At 69.0% G+C, this 19,388-nt stretch carries 13 protein-coding genes and 1 tRNA gene; 3 read left to right on the top strand and 11 right to left on the bottom strand.

Annotated features, from left to right (window positions below):
• Window positions 1–185 precede the first annotated feature (185 nt).
• Window positions 186–2,915, top strand: a complete 2,730-nt coding sequence (locus tag CKY28_RS16270) for a TonB-dependent receptor (protein ID WP_245841884.1) — start codon at window positions 186–188, stop codon at window positions 2,913–2,915.
• A gap of 193 nt (window positions 2,916–3,108) precedes the next feature.
• The gene (locus tag CKY28_RS16265) at window positions 3,109–3,411 is read left to right on the top strand and encodes an SWIB/MDM2 domain-containing protein (protein WP_245841883.1); all 303 of its coding nucleotides are present in this window, start codon (window positions 3,109–3,111) and stop codon (window positions 3,409–3,411) included.
• Window positions 3,412–3,567: 156 nt separating this feature from the next.
• Here the strand turns inward: CKY28_RS16265 and CKY28_RS16260 are convergent.
• The 5 genes from CKY28_RS16260 to CKY28_RS16240 form a co-directional block, all read right to left on the bottom strand.
• Window positions 3,568–3,644: transfer RNA gene (locus tag CKY28_RS16260), tRNA-Arg, on the bottom strand.
• A 42-nt stretch (window positions 3,645–3,686) separates the two neighbouring features.
• Window positions 3,687–4,115, bottom strand: a complete 429-nt coding sequence (locus CKY28_RS16255) for a DUF1178 family protein (RefSeq protein WP_095999430.1) — start codon at window positions 4,113–4,115, stop codon at window positions 3,687–3,689.
• The gene (locus tag CKY28_RS16250) at window positions 4,112–4,939 is read right to left on the bottom strand and encodes a carbon-nitrogen hydrolase family protein (RefSeq protein WP_095999429.1); all 828 of its coding nucleotides are present in this window, start codon (window positions 4,937–4,939) and stop codon (window positions 4,112–4,114) included. Before CKY28_RS16250 ends, CKY28_RS16255 begins: the two co-directional genes overlap by 4 nt.
• Window positions 4,936–5,190 (bottom strand): glutaredoxin 3, encoded by a 255-nt coding sequence (gene grxC / locus CKY28_RS16245; RefSeq protein ID WP_095999428.1) that lies wholly within the window; start codon window positions 5,188–5,190, stop codon window positions 4,936–4,938. The genes CKY28_RS16250 and grxC overlap by 4 nt, the downstream gene beginning before the upstream one ends.
• A 32-nt stretch (window positions 5,191–5,222) precedes the next feature.
• On the bottom strand, window positions 5,223–5,948 hold the full coding sequence (locus tag CKY28_RS16240) for a ComF family protein (protein WP_245841882.1): 726 nt from the start codon (window positions 5,946–5,948) through the stop codon (window positions 5,223–5,225).
• A 44-nt stretch (window positions 5,949–5,992) separates the two neighbouring features.
• Between CKY28_RS16240 and CKY28_RS16235 the strand changes: the two genes are divergently transcribed.
• On the top strand, window positions 5,993–6,838 hold the full coding sequence (locus CKY28_RS16235; RefSeq protein ID WP_095999427.1) for a class I SAM-dependent methyltransferase: 846 nt from the start codon (window positions 5,993–5,995) through the stop codon (window positions 6,836–6,838).
• Here CKY28_RS16235 and CKY28_RS16230 read toward each other — a convergent pair.
• From CKY28_RS16230 to CKY28_RS16205, 6 genes are all read right to left on the bottom strand, one after another.
• On the bottom strand, window positions 6,835–7,227 hold the full coding sequence (locus CKY28_RS16230; RefSeq protein ID WP_095999426.1) for a response regulator: 393 nt from the start codon (window positions 7,225–7,227) through the stop codon (window positions 6,835–6,837). The two genes, CKY28_RS16235 and CKY28_RS16230, sit on opposite strands and share 4 nt — an antisense overlap.
• Before the next feature lie 63 nt (window positions 7,228–7,290).
• The gene (locus tag CKY28_RS16225) at window positions 7,291–9,657 is read right to left on the bottom strand and encodes an ATP-binding protein (RefSeq protein ID WP_176473144.1); all 2,367 of its coding nucleotides are present in this window, start codon (window positions 9,655–9,657) and stop codon (window positions 7,291–7,293) included.
• Between the two features lie 62 nt (window positions 9,658–9,719).
• A complete protein-coding gene (locus CKY28_RS16220; RefSeq protein ID WP_095999424.1) occupies window positions 9,720–11,048 on the bottom strand; it encodes an EAL domain-containing protein in 1,329 nt (442 codons plus the stop codon).
• Window positions 11,049–11,364: 316 nt separating this feature from the next.
• A complete protein-coding gene (locus tag CKY28_RS16215) occupies window positions 11,365–12,852 on the bottom strand; it encodes a flavin-containing monooxygenase (protein WP_095999423.1) in 1,488 nt (495 codons plus the stop codon).
• A gap of 38 nt (window positions 12,853–12,890) precedes the next feature.
• Window positions 12,891–17,117, bottom strand: a complete 4,227-nt coding sequence (locus CKY28_RS16210) for a translocation/assembly module TamB domain-containing protein (RefSeq protein ID WP_095999422.1) — start codon at window positions 17,115–17,117, stop codon at window positions 12,891–12,893.
• A complete protein-coding gene (locus CKY28_RS16205; protein WP_245841893.1) occupies window positions 17,117–19,318 on the bottom strand; it encodes an autotransporter assembly complex protein TamA in 2,202 nt (733 codons plus the stop codon). The genes CKY28_RS16210 and CKY28_RS16205 overlap by 1 nt, the downstream gene beginning before the upstream one ends.
• Between the last annotated feature and the right edge of the window lie 70 nt (window positions 19,319–19,388).

Genomic DNA, 19,388 nt, shown 5'->3' with positions numbered 1-19,388 from the left:
ACGAGGAACTGATGCTGATCGGTTCGCAATCGCAACTGTATCATTTCGGCAACTAAGCTCCGATCGGGTGGGCCGACCATACCCGGCCGCATTGACGCGCGCGTTCCAGCCCGCCTACCCTCCGTACCTGAAGCACGAACGAACGAGCCCGGCAACAGACCGGCGTCGTCATGAAGGGGATAGCCGTGATCAAGACTTCGCATCTGCTCGCCGCTTCGGTGTTCGCCCTGGCGGTCGCGACGCCGGCCCATGCGCAGGACACGGCGGGATCGCCCGGCACGACCACGCCCGGCCAGCCGCCCGCCGACGCCGCGCAGACCCCGCCGACGCAGTCGCCCGCCACCGCAGCCCAGGTCGCGCCCGACCCCGCGGATGCGACGCTGGCCGCCACCGGCAACGACATCGTCGTCACCGCCACGCGCCGCAACGAGACGGTGCAGAACGTGCCGATCGCGATCACCGCGGTCCCGGCCGAGCTGCTGCGCGACGCCGCCGTCCAGGACGTCCGCGACCTGGAGCAGCTCGCCCCCAGCCTCCAGACCACCACCGGCCAGAGCCAGGCGACGGGCTCGTCCTTCGCGATCCGCGGCATCGGCACCGCGGGCGACAACCCCGGCTTCGAGCCCGCGGTGGGCGTGTTCATCGACGGCGTGTTCCGCTCGCGCGCGGGCGTCGCGCTCTCCGAACTGCCCGAGCTGGAGCGCGTGGAGGTGCTGCGCGGTCCGCAGGGCACGCTGTTCGGCCGCAACACGTCGGCGGGCGCGCTCAGCATCTTCACCGCCAAGCCGCAGTTCGAACTGGGCGGTTATGTCGAGGGCGCATACGGCAATCTCGACGCTTATGAGCTTCGCGGCGCGATCACCGGCCCGGTGACCGACCAGATCGCGCTCCGCTTCGACGGCGCATACCGCAAGCGCGACGGCTTCATCCGCGACGCGAACAGCGACCGGCGGATCAACAACATCGACCGCTACCTCGTCCGCGGCCAGGCGCTGTTCGACAATGGCGACGTCACCTTCCGGCTCATCGGCGATTATACGGAGACGGACGAGAACTGCTGCGGCGCGGTCAGCGTCGTGCGTGGTCCGCTCGCGCCAGTCATCCAAGGGATCGCGGCGGCGCAGGGCCTGGTCGGCTTGTATACCGGCTCGCCGTCCGATCGCATCCAGGCGATCTCGCCCAACCGCTCCTACGCCGAGCGGGTGAAGGACTGGGGCGTATCGGGCGAGCTCAACTTCTCGCTCGGCGCGGTCAACGTCACCTCCATCACCGCCTATCGCGATTTCCGCGTGTTGCGCGACCAGGACATCGACTTCTCGGGTATCGACCGCGCCTATCGCGACGAGTACCGCTCCGACCTGACCGACTTTACGCAGGAGATCCGGTTCCAGGGCACCGCGTTCGGCGATTTTCTCGACTTCCTGGTGGGCGGCTTCTACCTCGACGAGACGCTGACGCTGCGCGACACGGTGCGCTTCGGCCGCGACGCCAACCGCTACGTCGACACGGTGTTCGCCGGCCTCGCGCGCTCGCAGTTCTTCGGCAGCTTCAACGTCCCCACCCTGCCCCAGCTCGGCGCGTCGCTCGTCGGCGGGCCGGCGCTGCCGGCGAACACGGTGCCGCTGCTCGGCCAGCTCATCTATCTCCAAAACCCGCAGGTCGCACCGAACGTCCGGCTCCAGCAGATCGCGCCGCCGGGATCGCCGCTCTTCGCGCTGCTCAACAGCCCGCTACCCGGCGCGCAGCCCGGCCAAGGGAACAACAACGACAACTTCCGCGTCAAGACCACCGCGCTCGCGGCCTTCACGCACAACATCCTCAACCTGACCGACCAGCTCAAACTGACGCTCGGCCTTCGCTACAACTACGAAAAGAAGGAGCTGGACGCGGACATCCGCAACAACTCCGGTTCCTGCGCCTTCTTCGACCAGCTGCGCGCGGGCAACCAGGCCGCGGCGACCTACGCCGCGCTGATCCGCGGCGCCAGCCCGACGCTGTTCAACAACCTGTTCCTGCTCGGCTGCAACCCGGCGGTGAACACCGAGTTCAACGGCGCCTACCAGGACGACCGCGAAGAGAATGTGATCACGGGCACGGCCAAGCTGTCCTACGCCTTCAGCCCACGCTACCTCGTCTACGGCAGCTACGACCGCGGCTATAAGTCGGGCGGCTACAATCTCGACCAGGCGACGTTCGACTCGGTGCTGCTCGGCGGCAACGGCCCCCAAGGCTCCGACCTGGAGTTCGGGCGCGAAACGGTCGACTCGTTCGAAGTCGGCGTCAAAACCAGCCCTAGCCCGCAGTTCACGTTCAACCTCGCGGGCTTCTACGCCAAGTATAAGGGGCTGCAGAACCTGGTGTTCGCCGGCAACAACTTCGTCGTGCAGAACATCAGCGACTCGACGTCCAAGGGCATCGAGGCGGAATCGATCTTCCGGCCCAGCACCGACCTGACCGTGCGGCTCGGCTACACCTTCAACGACGTCCAGGTCGACGAGGACGTCACCTTCCCCGCCAACTCGCCGCTGCAGGGGTCGCAGGGGCAGCAGTTCGCGAACATCCCGCGCCACGCCGTGACCTTCTCGACGACGTGGAACCCGCAGCTCACCGCCGGTCTGCGCGGCATCGTCCACGTCGACGGCCGCTTCAACAGCGAGGTGGAGATCTCGCAGCGCGGCTCCGGCACCGCCATTGCGGGCAGGGCCGCGATCCGGAACGAGGCCTATGCGCTCGTGAACGCGCTGGCGGGCGTCCAGACGGACGACGGGCGCCTGCGCGGCGAGGTGTTCGTGGAGAACCTCACCGACAAGTTCTTCTTCATCACCGGCTTCCCGGTGCCGGAGCAGACGGGGAACTTCGCGGGCTATCCCGGACAGCCGCGCACCTACGGCGTGCGCGTGCGGGTGGGCTTCTGACCGCGGACGGCGTGTCGGACATTACGGCTGTGCAACCTTTGCGCGCCCTCGTGCGATTCCGCACCGGCGATCCGGTCGCGGGACGTGACAAAAGGTCCGACGCGGCGCACAACCGGAGGGCGCTCGACATAGCGTGAGTCACGGCGTCGCCCCGCCCGCCCGGGCGGGACACGCCCAAACAGGGAGTAACGGAATGGCTACTGGCAAGCAGCAAGAGGGTGCGGAGAAGGCCGCCAAGAAGCAGACCCGCGAGGGCACCGGCATCCACGCGCCCGTGCAGCCCTCGACCGAGCTCGGCGCGGTGGTCGGCAACGACAAGCTTCCGCGCAGCCAGGTGATCAGCAAGGTGTGGGATTACATCAAGTCCAACAACCTGCAGAACCCTGAGAACAAGCGCGAGATCATGGCCGACGACAAGCTGAAGAAGGTCTTCGGCAAGGACAAAGTCACGATGTTCGAGATGAACAAGCACATCTCGGCGCACGTGAAGTCGTAACAGCGGTTCGGCCGACGCGGGCGCCGTCACGGACCGCGTCGGCCTTCATCGCGGGAAGCGCCGCGGCGGACCCGCGTCGTCGAACGTAGCTGCGCTACGCCGGCCGCGCTCGGCGCTGGTGCGGGCAGCGCCGCTGCCCGCGCCGCGCCGGCGCGATGGTGCCCCCGGAGAGACTTGAACTCCCGACCTGCGGTTTAGGAAACCGTCGCTCTATCCGGCTGAGCTACGGGGGCACGGCGCGGGGCCGGGTTACGCGGCCGGCCCCGACGGGTCAATCAGTTCAGCTGTTCCGGCGGCGTCACCGGCAGCGGCAGCGGCGCGACCGGCACCCCTTCGTCCGCCAGCGCCTTGGCCTCGGCGAGCGTCGCCTGGCCGTGGATCGACACATGCGCCTCCTCGCCCGTGTGCATCGCGCGGGCGCGCGTCGCGAACGAGCCGCCGACCCACTCCGAGCCTTCCAGCGCCTTGGCCTGCGCCGCGGCGAGCTCGGCCAGCATCCGCTTGGCCCCGGCCTGGTCCACGCCGCCGCCGCGATTGCCCTTGGCCGCGACGTTGGGGGCCATCACCGCCTTGCCCACGTCTGCGCTGTCGCACAGCGGGCAGCGCACCTGCCCGGCCTCGCGCTGGCGGTCGTACGCCGCGCTCGAGCCGAACCACGCCTCGAACACGTGCTCGTTCGCGCATCGGAGGTCGAACACGATCACGACGCCACCGTCACCGCCGGGATCGGGCGGCGGTGCGCCAGGACGGGCACGCGCGCCCGCGCCTCGGCGACGCGCGCCGGGTCGAGCTCGACCACGCCGACGCCCGGCTCCTCGCCCATGTCCAGCAACACCTCGCCCCAGGGGTCGACGACGAGCGAGCGGCCGTAGGTCGCGCGGCCGTCCTCATGCTCGCCCGTATGCGCGGCGGCGACGACGAAGCAGGCGTTCTCGATCGCGCGGGCGCGCAACAGCACGTGCCAGTGCGCCGCCCCCGTCGGCCGCGTGAACGCCGCGGGCACGGTCAGCACGGTGGCGCCGGCCCCGCTCAGCGCCTGGTAGAGCGCCGGGAAACGCAGGTCGTAGCAGACCGACAGCCCCAGCCTGCCCGCGGGCGTATCCGCGACCACCGCAGCCTCCCCGCACGCATACGCCGCCGACTCGCGCCAGCGCTCGCCCGTGGGCAGATCGACGTCGAACAGGTGGAGCTTGTCGTAGCAGGCGCGGATCGCGCCCTCGTCGTCGATCAGGAACGCGCGATTGGCGAGCCGGCCGTCGCTCCGCCTCACCGCCGCCGATCCGAGATGCACCCATATGCCATGCTCGCGCGCGGCGTTTCGCAACGCCTCGATCACGGGATCGCGTTCTTGTTCCGTGATCTTCCCGGCGGCGCGCTCGCGGTCCCGGTCGAGCAGGTTGGACATCTCGGGCGTGAACAGCATCGCCGCGTCGCGCGACTTCGCCTCGCGCACGGCGTCCGCCAGAATGCGCGCGTTCTCAGCGGGATGAACCCCGCCGGTCATCTGCAACAAAGCGACGCGCGTCACCGGAGCAGCGGATCGAGCCCGCCCTGGCGGTCGAGCGCGGCGAGGTCGTCGGACCCGCCGATATGCCGGCCGTCGATGAAGATCTGCGGCACGGTGGTGCGCCCGTTCGCCCGCTGGATCATCTCCGCCCGCTGCGACCCGCCCAGCGTGATGTCGTACTCTTCCGGGTCGACGCCCTTGCTCGCCAGCAGGCGCATCGCGCGTGTGCAATAAGGACAGAACGCCTTGGTGTAGATTTCGACGCGGGCCATGTGCTTGGAAGTGCGGACGAACCCCGCGCTTGTCAATCGTCGGAGCCCAGCACCCGCGCCCAACACAGGACCGTCACGGAGCTCGCGCCCGCCCGCAGCAGCGCTCGCGTGGCGGCGTCGGTCGTCGCCCCGCTCGCATACACGTCGTCGACCAGGCCGATCCGGCGGCCGGCGACCCGCGCGCGGTCGGGAACGGCGAACGCGCCCCGCACCGCCTTGGCCCGCGCGCCGTGGCCGCGCCTTTTCAGCGACGGCGTCGCGCGCGTGCGCGCGAGCGCCGCGCGGTCGAGCGGCAGGCCCGCTATGCGCCCCAGCGCCGCGCCGATCGCGACCGACTGGTTGAACCCCCGCGACCATAGCCGCCAGCGGTGCAGCGGCACGGGCACGAGCAGGTCGATCTCGGCAGGCACGAGCCGCGCCATGTGCCGCGCCATCGTCTCCGCGAGCCCGATCCGCCGCCCGTATTTCAGCCGGAGCGCGAGCTGGCGCGACACCTTGTCATAGGCGACCGCGGCGCGCACGCCCGCGTGGCGCGGCGGCTTGGCCAGGCACGCGCCGCATCGCGCGTCCGGCCCGCGGTCGTAGTCGAACGGCAGGTTGCACCCCGCGCACCAGGGCGGCCCCAGGAAGCGCAGCCCGCCCCAGCAGCCCGTGCAGAAGCGGTGGTCCTCGCCCACCAGCACGCCGCACCCCGCGCAGCGCGGCGGCAGCGCCCAGCGCCCGACCAGCTTCAGCGGCGTGGTGAGCATTCCTCCCATGCGCCCCTTGTCGGCCGCCGCCGTCGCGGGCACAAGCCGCGCCGGTGACCGCGCCCGACATCTTCGACCGCGCCGCGCGCCGGCGCCGCCGCGACCGCGTCGCCGACCGCTACCCCGAGCACGCCTTCTTACGCGAGGCCATGCTCGACGGCTTGGCCGAGCGGCTCGGCGCCGTGTCGCGGAGCTTCTCCGACGTGCTCGACCTCGGCTGCTCCGACGGCGCGTTCGCACCGCCGCCCGGCGCCAGGGTCGCGCGCTGCGACGCCGGCTTCGCCTTTGCGCGCGCCGCGGGCGGCGTGCAGGCGGACGAGGATCGCCTGCCTTTCGCCGACGGAAGCTTCGACCTGGTGGTGAGCGCCGGCGTGCTCGACCAGGTGAACGACCTGCCCGGCGCGCTCACGCTGATCCGCCGTGCGCTGCGGCCCGACGGCCTGTTCCTGGGCGCGTTCCTGGGCGGCTCCACGCTCACCACGCTCAAGCGCGCGTTCCGGACGGCGGAGGCGGAGCGCCCCGCGCCACGCGTGCACCCGATGGTGGAGCTCCGGTCGGCGGGCGACCTGCTGATGCGCGCGGGCTTCACGCTTCCGGTGGCGGACGTGGAGACGCTGACGGTGCGCTACGCCGGGATCGGCCGCCTGCTCGACGACCTGCGCGGCATGGGCGCGTCCAACCTGTTGCGCGGCCGATCCGCGCTCACCCGCGCGACGCTCGCGCGCGCCGCTGAAGCTTTCGCCGCCGCGGCCGACCCGGACGGGCGCGTCCCCGAGCGCTTCGACATCCTGTTCGTCACCGGCTGGTCGCCCTCGCCCGACCAGCCCAAGCCGGCCGCGCGCGGCAGCGGCACGACCTCGCTCGCCGACGCGCTCCGCCGCTTTCCGAAACCCGACTAGCGGATGAAGCCGCCCTCGCCCGCCGCCTTGGCGAGCACGCGGCCCATCGAGTCGAACAGCGCCTCCATCGCGACCGGCTTGAACAAGACGTCGTCCGCCCCCGCCTCCAAGCACTGCTCGCGCAGGTCGGGCGCGGTGTCGGCCGTCACGACGATCACCGGCACCTGCGCCTTGGCGTCCCCGCGCGCGCGGATGTGTCGGATGGCGGTCATGCCGTCCATGCCCGGCATGCGCAGGTCGACGAGCAGGATGTCGTACTGGTTCGCGTCGAGCAGCTCGAGGCCTTCCTCCGCACTCTCCGCCTCCGTCATCACCGCGCCGGCGACGTCCAGCATGTCCTTGACCACGCGCCGATTCATCCGGTCGTCCTCGATGAAGAGGACCTTCATCGCACCGCCTCGCGCCCCGAGCCGACCGGTGTGTTACTCGCCGTCATCACAATTCTTATCCGCCTAGGCCGCACGCGACACAAGTGGCGCCGTGTAGCTTAGGTTACCGCCGGATGAAAACACCGTTGCGACGAGTACAGGTCCCGGCACGGGCTTCTGTAATGTGATGACATCATCGCCCCGATAGACACTGACGCCGGGCGCCTCGAGCAACGTCACCGCGGCCCCGCGGCGGCGGCCCTCTCGGACGATCTCGCGGCCCGCCTCGTCGGCCAGCATGTTCTCGTCGATCAGGATCCTGCCCGGCGCGTGCGCCTCGATGGCGAGGAGCGCCTCCTCGGCGGCGCCGACCGCGATGATCGTGTCGGCATGCGGCGAGAGCAGGCTGCGGAACATGGCCCGCATAATCGGGTTGCGGTCGGCGATCAGTACGGCGCTCCCGCGGCTCTGCTCCGCCTTAACCACCTCCTCGACATGGTCGGCGAGCGGCACCGTCAGCGTGAAGATCGATCCCGCGCCCGGACAGCTGCTGACCGACAGCTCGCCGCCCATAGCGCGCGCCAGGCTACGGCTGATCGACAGTCCCAGCCCCGTGCCGCCGAAGCGGCGCGTGACGCTGGCGTCGGCCTGGCGGAACGACTCGAACACCTGATCGAGCTTATCCGTTGCGATGCCCACACCGGTGTCGGCTACTTGAATGCGGTAAGCTCCATCCTCGTCGATACTCGCCGAAAAACGTATCGCCCCCGATTCGGTGAACTTGACCGCATTGGAGAGCAGATTGAACACGATCTGCCGCAACCGCGCCGGGTCACCCAGCACCTGCGCCTCAGGCAAGTCGAACCCGCTCTCGAACGCCACCCCCTTAGTGCGGATCTGGTCCTCCCACAGGAGCGCCGCGTCGCCCAGAACGTCGGCGAGCCGGAAGGGCACGCTTTCCAGCGACAGCCTGCCGCGCTCGATCTTGGCGACGTCCAGGATGTCGTCGATCAGCGCCTTCATCGTCTTGCCCGCGCCGTGCACCAGGCGCACGCGCTCGCGCGCGGCGTCCGGTAGCGCGCGGTCCAGCAGCATCACCTCCGTCATGCCCAGGATGCCGTTCAGCGGCGTGCGGATTTCGTGGCTCGTCGTCGCCAGGAACTCCGTCTTGGCGGCGAGCGCCTCGCCCAACGCGCCGTTGGTGACGGCGAGATCGTCGTGCGCCGCGCGGACCTGGTTGCGGCTGCGGCGGATCGTGAACAGCGCCACGCTGAGCAGGACGAACACGACCAGCGACGCTGCCGTCGCCATGCCGAAGATCCAGAGGCGGAACTGCGCCTCTTCGCGCTCGTCGCGGATCGTGCGTTGCAACTGCTCGGCCCTCATGCGGGCGATGCGCAGCTCCTGGTTCGCGAAATCAAACCGCGCGCCCATCAATGCGGTGCTGGTCTGCGTGGCGAGCTTGGTCGCTTCGTCGTCTAGCCGCTTCAGGGCCTCTAGATGCGCGAGCGCCTCCGGCGCGTTCCCGACCGCGCGGTGGATGCGATGCGCGGTCGCGTGAGCCTCACGCATCGGCATGGTCGACTTGGTCAGGTCGACGCCGGCGAAGCTCTGCTCGATGAGCGACAGGGCCCGCTGCAGCCGCCCGCGCTGAAACTCGAGCTGCGCGATCACGCTCAGCATCGCGGGCTCCTCGGATCCGCCGGCGTGTCGTGCGGCGAGAAGCGCTTCCCGGGCGGTGATCTGCGCCATTGCGATCTGCCCGTCGTCGAGCTGCGCGCGAAGTATGTTGCGCAACGTCTGCGATTCTAGAACGGAGAAATTAAGCCGGCGAGCAAGCGTGCGAGCCTTGGCGAACTGCTTCACCGCCTCCCGGTTGCGGCCAAGCGCATACAAGCTGGTGCCCTGATTGTTATATATCGATGGAAGCAGTTTGGGATCGGCGGAGTACACCTCAAGAGCTTGTTCAAGGTACTTCAGCGCTGCTTCATGGTCTTTACCGTCGCTGTACAGATTGGATATGTAGATCAGCGATATCGACTCGCTTCTGCGATTACCTGTTTTTTGAAATGTTCGATGCGCCAACTGATAAGCTCGGAGAGCCGAAGCGACGTCGGCGTTCGCTGCATAGATCCCGCCGCTCACAAGCTGAATGTCGCCGGCCAGCTGCGACGTTGGAGCTACTTTGCCTACGAGCAACTCACCCCGCCATATCAGTTGTCGCGCGCGCGCCAGTTCCCCCAGTTGGAGAAGGGCTTCACTCTGGAGCCAGAGAGCGGTTGCATGCCCATACTTTCTCCGACGTAAGCCGGAGATCGTCTCGGCCTGCTGGTGAGCCGCCGTACCCATGCGGAGCGCCATGCGAGGGTTCACAAGTACCGTCGCGCGCCATTGCGCCACCGTGCGCTTGAGCTCAGCCGGTAACAGATCCTCTGGCGTGGTGGCCTGCACAGGGCCGTTCGAGACTAGGACAAGGATCAACGCCAGGAGACAGCGCCTGATCACAAAACCTATCACCCGCGTTTCCATGTCGCTGCCAAGCGGTTGAACGTAGCCCGACTATCTTCCACCGCTTCGGTATGCCGTTCATCCTGGAGGTAAGTGATAAGCGCGTTCAGTCCGACCGGACGGCTGATTAGAAAACCCTGAATCATGTCGCAGCCCATCACCGATAGCAGCGCAAGTGCGGCCTGCGTCTCCACACCTTCGGCAACCACCTCCATCTCTAGCGCGTGGGCCAGATCGATCGTGGAGCGGACGATCAGCGGGTCACGATTCGATGTCGTCAGCTGCGTGACGAACAGTTTGTCGATCTTGAGTTCGCGCGCGGGAAGGCGCTTCAAATAGGCGAGCGACGACAAACCGGCGCCGTAATCGTCAATCGCGATATGGACGCCGATATCGTCGAAGATCTTCAAGTTCGCGATCGCGCTCTCGGGATCGCGGATGACCGACGTCTCGGTGATCTCGAAACCGATCTTGTCCGCGTGATCGGCCACGATCGCGCAGGCTTCCTCGACGAAGCGCGCGTCGCTCAGCAGTACACCTGCGATGTTGACGAACACGCGCAGGTCGTGGCCATGGCTCGTCAGGACCGCCTGATCGGCGATCGCCTGCCTTATCGTCCACAACGTCATCGGCAGGATCGCCCGCGTCTCCTCCGCGAGCGGGATGAAGTCGCCCGGGAGAACCAACCCGCGCTCCGGGTGCTTCCAGCGGATCAACGCCTCCACCCCGGCGACGCGCTGCCGCCGGACGTGCATCTTGGGTTGATATTGGAGGAACAGCTCCCCGTTCGCGACGGCGCGGCTCAGGTCGCGCGCGAGCGCGATGCGGTCCACCGATTCATGCGCCGCATGAGCGTCGCGAATTACGACCTTACGGTCAGCGGTCGCCTGGCGAAGCGCGAGCTCGGCCTGCTCGATCATGCGGACGTCGTCCGTGGGCGGCCCGTCCGCCACAGCTGCGCCAAGCAGGACATCAATATCGTATAGCTCGCCGTCTATCTCGATCGGCCGATTCAAGAGGTGCTCAATCGTCGTCGCCGCTCGGTACAGCGATTGGCGATTATAATCTTCGAACGCGATCTCGATCAGGTCCGACGCGGATACGCCGCTTCTCGCCTGCGGAAGGGCTCGATTGATTATGCGGCTCAGGTCGCCAGCGAGGATGTCGGCGCGGGCGCGTCCGAGGTGCCGCCTGAGCAGGTCGAAGTTGGCTATCCGTCCCAAAATGAGAAAACGCCAGCGCGGCGCCCGGGCAGCGCTGCCCGTTCGGGGATGTGACCCGCCCGACGCTTCACCGGCGTTACCGTCGATTTTATGGGCCGAAACGCCGCTCATGTGAACGGCTCTAGGCACCTCAATTAAAAATATCCCTAATGAGGCGAAAGTCGGAACAATCGGCTCATGAGTGTGTTGCCCGCTGGTTTACCTCCTGTTAAGCAAAGCTCGCACCGTAACGACGGTGCGAACGAGGGAGTAACAACATGCTGGCGTTCATCATCGCGCTGATTTGGGGCGAGAATAGCCGTCCCGTCTGATCGGCATCTCGGCCCGAACGTCCGCTCCCACACTGTCGAGTTCGCGGGCGAGGATGTTTCGGGCCGAAACTCTTTATAATTATAATAATTTATAGCGGATCGCGGCAGTCAGCTCCTCAAGCCGCCGCTCGGACCGTTTCCGGGTTCGAGAACCGCATCGCATCGTCCACCGACCCGAACCTTAGCGCCATGACGTCGAGCGCGTAGTTCTGGTTGACGCGCCAGGGTTTCTTCGACCCCTGCTTGGGCAAGTGCTCGATCGCGCGCTGGACGTACCCCGACGTGAAATCCAGGAACGGCTCGGCCGTGACGCTCGGGTCGTCGTTGACCGGCGTCGCCTGCCGCAAACCGCGCTTGCGCATCGTGTTGAGGAGACGGCACACATAGAGCGCGGTCAGGTCCGCCTTCAGCGTCCAGGACGCGTTGGTGTAGCCGAAGACGTACGCCAGGTTCGGCACGTCGGAGAACATGCAGCCCTTGTAGTTCAGCGTCTTGGACAAGTCGCGCAGCTCGCCATCGATCCAGAACTCGACGCCGCTCAGCAGCTGCAGCTCGAGCCCCGTCGCCGTGACGACGATGTCCGCATCGAGCCGCGCGCCCGAGTTGAGCGCGATCCCGCCCTCGTCGAACATCCTGATCGTGTCCGTCACGACCGACGCTCGCCCGCCCTTGATCGCGTCGAACAGGTCGGCGTCGGGCACGAGGCACAGCCGCTGGTCCCACGGATTGTAGCGCGGCGTGAAGTGCGTGCCGACGTCGTAGTCGGGGCCTAGATGGTCGCGCACCCACTGCAGGATGCGCGCCTTGACCTTCTCGGGCTTTCGGCGCGCTAGCCGGAAGAAGTACATCCCGAAAAGCACGTTCTTCCAGCGCGTCAGCCCGTACGCCGCGCGGTGCGGCAGCACGCGGCGTAGGAAGTTCGCGATCGCGTCCTCCGCCGGCCGCGACACGACATAGGTGGGTGAGCGCTGCAGCATGACGACGTGCTCGGCTTTCTTCGCGAGCTCCGGCACCAGCGTCACCGCCGTCGCCCCGCTCCCGATCACAACGACGCGTTTGCCCGCATAGTCCAAATCCTCCGGCCAATGCTGCGGATGCACCAACCTACCCTGGAACCGATCCGCCCCCGGGAACTCAGGCAAATAGCCCCGCGCGTAGTTGTAATAGCCCGAACACATGCACAGGAAGTTGCACGTGTAGGTGACGGCTTCCCCATCCGGCCCCGTCGCCTCCATCGTCCAGCGCGCGTCCTCGCTCGACCACGACGCGCGCTTCACATGCGTGCGGAAACGGATGCGGCGATCGATGCCGTGCTCGCGGGCGGTTTCTTCGACATAGGTGCGGATGCTGGGTCCGTCGGCTATCGCCTTGGCGTCGCGCCACGGCTGGAAGGAGAAACCCAGCGTGTGCATGTCGGAGTCCGAGCGGATGCCCGGATAGCGGAACAGGTCCCACGTGCCCCCCATCCGCTCGCGCCCTTCCAGGATCACGTAGCTGCGGTCGGGGCAGCGCTTCTGGAGATGGTACGCCATGCCGACGCCCGAGATGCCGGCGCCCACCACCACCACGTCGAAATGCTCGGCCACCCTCGCCTCCTGGACCATACCCGGTCTTCGAAAGGTGGAGGTTAACGCATCCCCGCTCAATAGTCCCGCGAATATCGCAAGCTGACGTTCGACCCGCCGAACGAGCCCGTGGACGACAGCAACGACAGCGCGCGGGTCAGCGCGATCTCGATCTGCGTGGCGGTGAAGCCGCGGGCGTCGGTGACGATCTCGATGTAGATGTCGTCGGTCAGGTACTTGCCGGCCGCCAGCGCGGTGCCGCGGCCCGTTGCCTGGTCCGCGCCCAGGATGCGCAGGCGGTCGAAGCCGGTCGCCGAGCGCAGCTTGCCGAGCGGGTTCAACCCGCCCCCGCCGCCGCGCAGGCCGTTCAAGGCGGCCGCGAGCTGGATCGCCTCCGTCGCCGACAGGTTCGCCGGGCTCGACCCGAACAAGAGCCGGCTCAGCACCTCGTCCTGCGGCAGCGCAGGCGTGGAGGTGAAGGCGATGTTCGGTCGCTGGCCGGTGCCGGTGATGACGATGTTGGCGGTGATGCCGTTCGTCGTGGTGCTCGCGGTGATGTTGATCCCCGGATCGGTCAGCGCGCCGCCGCGGAAGTCGATCTGCCCGCGCGTCACCTCGAAACGCTTGCCGGCGAAGCTGTACTCGCCCTCGATCAGGTCGAGCCCGCCGGTGACGACCGGCGCGGCGGACGTGCCGCCCACGCGCAGGTCGAGCTCCCATTCGGACTCGAGTCCCATCCCCGACACGAACACCTGGTTGTTGGCCCTGACCGCCAAGTCGAGGCGGAACAGCCCAGCGGGCGCGCGCGCCGGCCGGTCGGTCGGCCGCGCCACGCGGATCTCGCTCCGGCGGCGCACGCCCGTCAGCTCCGGCACTTCGGCCTGGCCCTGGCGGATGATCTGGTAGCGCACTTCCGGCAGGTCGAGCTCGCCCTGGATGAGGCCGCCCTGGAGCCCGTTGGTGATGCGCAAGGTTCCCGTCGTGGACGCGCTCAGCGCGTCGCTGTCGGCGAGCTGCGCGTTCTGGAGCGTCGCGCGGAGATCGATGGGGAAGCCCTGCGCCGCCGCCAGCCCGACCGTGCCCTGCGCCCGCACCGTGCCATCGCCCGCGCGCGCGTCGATCTGCGTCAGCTCCAGCCGGTCGTTGTTGAACCGCCCGGCGACGCGCATGTTCGTCAGCCGCGTGCCGTAGGTCTCGTTGGTGTAGGTGAGATTGTCGGCGCGGATCAGGCCGTTCAGCCGCGGCTGGCGCACCAGGCCGGAAAAGTCGGCGGCGACCGCGATCGGCCCGCTCAGCTGCTGGTCGGCGAACCCGCCCAGGCTGAACAGCACGCCCGACGGCCCGTTGTACCGGATGCCGCCCGCCAGCGGCGCGGAGAGCAGCCGCGTCGTCCACGCCCCCGCGCCCGGCGGCAGCGGCCTGAGCGTCGCCAGCATGCGCCCGATCACCATCGGCCCGCGCCTGACCAGCGCGCGCGCCTCGCCGCCCTGCGGCACGAGGCGGCCGGCGAAGACGATGTCCACCGGCGTCGAGATCGCGGCCAGGCTGGTACGCGTGAAGTTGCGCACCGTCAGTCGCGCGTCCGCGGTCGGGAAGGCGTTGGCGTTGGCCTGGTTGAAGTCGAGGCTGCCCGTAACCTGCCCGCTCAGCCGCAGGTCGCCGAACGCGTTCAGCGTTGACAGCTCCAGCCGATCGAGCCGCGCCTGCGCGCGCAGGCCGTTGCCGTAGCTGCCCGCCACGCGCGCCGAGCCCTGGCCGAAGTCGATGCGCGTCGGGCTGAGCACGTAATCCGCGCCCACGTCACGGATGCGCGCCGGGTTGACGGTGCGGAACGGGATGTTGTTTGCCTGCCCCTGCAGCGCCACGAGATAGTCGCCCGGTGACAGCCGCGCATTCGCCGCCAGGCGGAACGGCACCCCGTTCGATCCGGTCAGCAGCGCCTGCGCGGCGCCGCGCCCGCCGCGATAGTTGACGCGCGCGCGGCCCGCCTGGAGCACGAACTCGTTGTAGCGCAGGTCGCCGATCTGGACGTCGGCCACCACTTCCGGCGCGTTCGGGAACAGCACCACCGTCGCGTTCGCGATCAGCCGCCCGATAGTGAAGTCGTTCGCGCCCGGTATCTGCGCGTTGAACCCGCGCGCCGCCACGACCGCGCGCTGATAGCCGCTCTGGTTGGCGAGCTGCACGTTGCCCGAGAGGCCAGCGCCCGCGAAGCGAAGCGCGCCCGCGAACGGCCCCGCCGCGGTCTGCACCACGCGTCCGTTGAACGTGATCCCGGCGAACAGCAGCCGCCGCACGTCGATCGCCAGCTGCGCGCCCGGCCTGACGAGCAGGTCGGCGTTGAACGCGCCGTACTGCGTGGCGCCGCTCGCGACGACGGCGTAGGCCCCGCCCCGCCCGACGATGCGCGCCTGCACGTTCGAGAGGCCCACGCCCAGGCCCGGCCGCGCCGCGCGCAGCACGACGACGGGGTTCGACACCGATCCGGTCACGCGCGCGGAGAGCGGCCCGTACTGCGTCGAAATCGCGTCTGCCTCGAACGCGATCCGCCCGGCCGGATCGTAGAAGCCGGAGCCGCGCGTCACGCGGAACTGCGGCGCATTGAGGCGCACGCCCGAAAAGCGGATCACCCCGCTCGGATCATAGGCCACGTCCGCGCGCACCACCACGTTGCCGCCCAGGAAGTCGCGCGCGCCCTCGTTGAAGATGCGCGACGTCGTCGCGACCACGCGGCCCGTGATGCCGAACCCGCCACCGGGCGCTGTCACCAGCTTGGCGTCGGTGGTGACGTTGAGGATGCCGATGCCGTCGACGCGATAGTCGTTGACCCGACCCTTCAGCGCGCCCGTGTAGCGCCCGGTCGACAGGTTCGCGACGACGATCGCGGTGGCGTCGATCCGGTCGGACCGGATGCGCAGATTGTCCGATAGGACGTTCGTGCCCGTGATCGCCAGGTCGCCGTCGACCCTTACGTTGGTCAACAGCTCGCCCGCGGCCGCGTTCAGCCCCGTCACCCGCGCCGCGCGCGCGCTCACGGGGATCAGGATGCGGTCGGCGTCGACCCGCGCCAGCCCCTCGGCGTAGAGCCGGTCCACGCCCGTGTCGCCGAAGGCGAGCCGGGTGGCGGAGACCTTATAGTTGACGGTGGGGGTCGCGAACGCGCCGTCCAGCACCACGCGCGCCAGCACGTCCCGACCCGCCAGATTGGGCGCGATCGCGCCCGGCGTCAGCAGCTGCGCGTCGACCGCGAAGTTCCCGAAGCGGCTATTGCCGAGGTCGATCAATCCGCCCGCGTCGACGAACAGCGCGGGCGAGCGCAGCTTGATCCGCGTGTCCGCCCGGCGCTCCAGCAACGTGACGTCGGCCTCGACGTTCATGAACGGGTCGGTGAGCCGCTCGACGGGGCCGGCGAGATAAAGGCCGGGGCGCGTCCGCCCGGTGATGCGGGCGCGGCCGTCGTTCAGCGCGAGATCGAGGTTGGCGAGCTCGCCGCCGCCCAGCGTCGCGACCGCCCTGCCCCGCCATCGCGACCAGGCGCCCGCTCCGTCGACGGTCACCGTCACGGGCGCGTTGAACCCACCCATGGTCGACACGACGCCGCCGACCGGCGCGGTCAGCCTTGCGTCGATGTCGAGCCGGTTGCGGTCGGGCACCGCGTCGAGCCGGAGCCGGAGCCGGTCGCCCCCCGCCACGCCCGGCGCCCGGAGCGCGACCGCGTCGGCGACCACCTGCGCGCGGCGGTCGGCGATGTGGATCTCGCCCGTGATCCCCAACACGTGCCGCCGCCCCGTCACCGCCGGCAGGATGTCGAGCCGCCCGATACGCAACCGGTCCACGTCGATGTCGATGTCGGGCAGCAGCGGCGCATTCGGGTCGCTCGGCAGGAACACGGGGTTCCGCCTCAGCGTCACGAGCTCCGTCGAGAACTCGCGCACGTCGACGTGGTTGTTGATGAACTTGAACGGCCGCCAGTCGACGATCATGCGCGGGGACGTCAGGAACACGCCCCTGGGGTCCGACACGCGCACGTCGGACAGCGTCATGCGCCCGTAGAGCGAGCCGTCGATCCGCCCGACCTTAATGTTGACGCCCGTCGCCGTCGTGTAGCCGCCGAGCTGATCGGCGACGAAGCGCCGGCCGGGATCGGTGTTGATGCCGAGCAACACTGCGCCCAGCAGCAGTAGGAGCGAGAGCAGCGCGATGCCGGTCCATTTCAGCGCCGTCCGCCACCAGGGCCGCCGCGCCGCGGGCGCGTCCGACGCCGGTGCGGCGTCCGGAGCGGTGTCGGGGGCGTCGCTCGCCATCAGAAAGCCTGGCCGATGGAGATGTAGAGCGCGATCCGACCGTCACCTTCGCGCGGGTTCAACGGCGTCGCCACGTCGATGCGCATCGGGCCGAAGTTCGTGTAGTATCGCGCGCCGATGCCCGCGCCGAATCTCAGGTCGGAGAAGCGCGGCAGCGTCGATTCGTAGCTGTTGCCTGCGTCGATGAACGGCACGATGCCGAAATCGCCGAACCTGTACCGCGCCTCCAGCGCGAACTCGTTGAGCGACCGCCCGCCGATCGGCCTGAGGTCGGCCAGGTCGATATTGCCCTCCTCGTCGGGTTCCAGCGACGACACGGGCTCGAACGGTCCCAGCCGCTGGAAGCCGTAGCCGCGCACCGACCCGCCGCCGCCGCCATAATAGCGGCGCGACGGTGCGAGATCGTCTCGGTCGACGCCCGCGATGGAGCCGACGCGCGCGCGTCCGGCGACGACGAGCCGGTCGTTGATCGGCTGGTAATAGGTGCCTTCCACCATGCCGCGGATGTACGGGCGCACGCTGCCCTGCACCGACGTTTCCGGGCTGAGGTTCAGTTTGAGCCGGTAGCCGCGCGTGGGGTTGAGCAGGTCGTCCGACTGGTCGAACTGCGCCTGGAGCGGGATGGCGGCGATGCCGAAAGTGCGGCGGTCGCGCTCGTTCCGGGCGAAGTCGAACACGTTCTCGTTCGTGCCGACCAGCTCCGCGCCGTACGCGTATGTGAAGGGCTTCTGCCAGATGGGCGTGGAGTCATAGCTCCAGCGCACCGCCAGCGTGCCCGTGAACGCCTCGAACGCGTCGTAATTGTTGCGGTTGGCCGACGCGATGATCGTGAAGGTGCGGTCGCGCCGCCCTGCGTTGGAGCGGCGGAAGATGCCCGATACGCCCTGCTCCTGCGTGCCGGCGATCACCTCGGCGATCAGCGCGCCCTCGGGCGGGAAAAGGTTGCGGTGCTGCCACTGCGCCTGCGCGCGTAAGCCCCGGCCCGTCTCATAGCCGATCTCGCCGTTCAGCGAGCGTGCGGGCCCGCGCGCCTGGCGGACGAGCAGGTCGACCTGCTCCGTCCCGTCCGGGCCCGGCCGCCCGGTCCGCACCGGCTCGACCGCGAGCGAGGAGAAGAGCCCCGTCGCCACCAACGCGTCGCGCAGGTCGTCGGTGCGGCGCACGTCGTACAGCTCGCCCGCCTCGAAGCGCGGGAAGATGTTTAGGTGGTCGAGGTCGAACACCGGATCGCCCTCGGTCCGGAGCACCCCGAAGCTGGAGCGCGGCCCCGTCTCGACGGGCAACGTATAGTCGCCCGTCGCCTCCGGCCCCGTGTCATTGAGCAGGATGTCGCGCTCGCCCACCTCGACGAACGGGTAGCCGCGCTGCGGCAGCACGAGGCGCACGTTCGCCTCGGCGCCCTGGATGCGCGCGGCCTCGATCGGGTCGCCTACCTTCAGCGGCAGCTGCTCGCGCACCAGGTTCGGCGGCGTGGTCGGGCCCGCCTGAACGTTGACCGACGACAGCGTGTAGAGCCGGCCGGGCGTCGCGTTGACGGTCGCGCGCAGCTTCTGCTGGCCGGGGATGGGCTCCACGGTCGAGCTCGCGGTGGCGTCGTGATAGCCGAGCGAGCGCATGAGCCTGACCGCCAGCGCCTCGTCCTCGCGCGCGCGCTCGGCGACCTGGATCTCGTTGCCCGCCTCGCCGTCGCCTTCGCGCAACGCGGAGAGCGCGCGCCAGTCGTCGTCCAGCCCCAGCTTGTCGAGGCCGGTGACGACCGTCTCATACTCGATCTCGACCGCGTCCTCTGCCGGCAGGTCGGCCGCGGTCGCGAGCGGGGCGGTGTTGAAGTTGCTCAACGGCTCCAGCGGCGCGCTGAGCGCCGGGTCCTCGGGCGCGACGGGCGGGATGACGTCGCCCACCTGCGACGCGGGCGCGGTCGCGGGCGCCTGCGGCAGCGGCGCGGGGGCCGTGTCGGCGGGCATCGGCTCCAGCGGCGCGTTGATGTCGTCCGACAGCGGCGGCAGCGCAGAGTTCAGCTCCGACTCGGGCACGATCTCGTCACCCTGCGCATCGGCGGGGTCACGCGCCTCCGGCTCGACGTCGCGCGTGTCGGGGCCCTGGGCGGGCGCCCTGGGCTGCTGATTGATCTGGGAATGGGCGGGCGAGGCGGCGGTCAGGGCGACGGCAAGCCAGTAAAGTCGCCGATCCACCAACCGCACGCGCGACACGCCCCCTCAATACACCCGGCCCGAATGGTTATTCCTACATTCGGAAACTTGGCAACCGCTT

Origin of the sequence: Sphingomonas lenta, assembly GCF_002288825.1 — a bacterium.
In the GTDB taxonomy this organism is placed as follows: Bacteria; Pseudomonadota; Alphaproteobacteria; order Sphingomonadales; family Sphingomonadaceae; genus Sphingomonas; species Sphingomonas lenta.
Note: the sequence above shows the minus strand (reverse complement) of the source record. Positions and strands in the feature narration are given on the sequence as shown.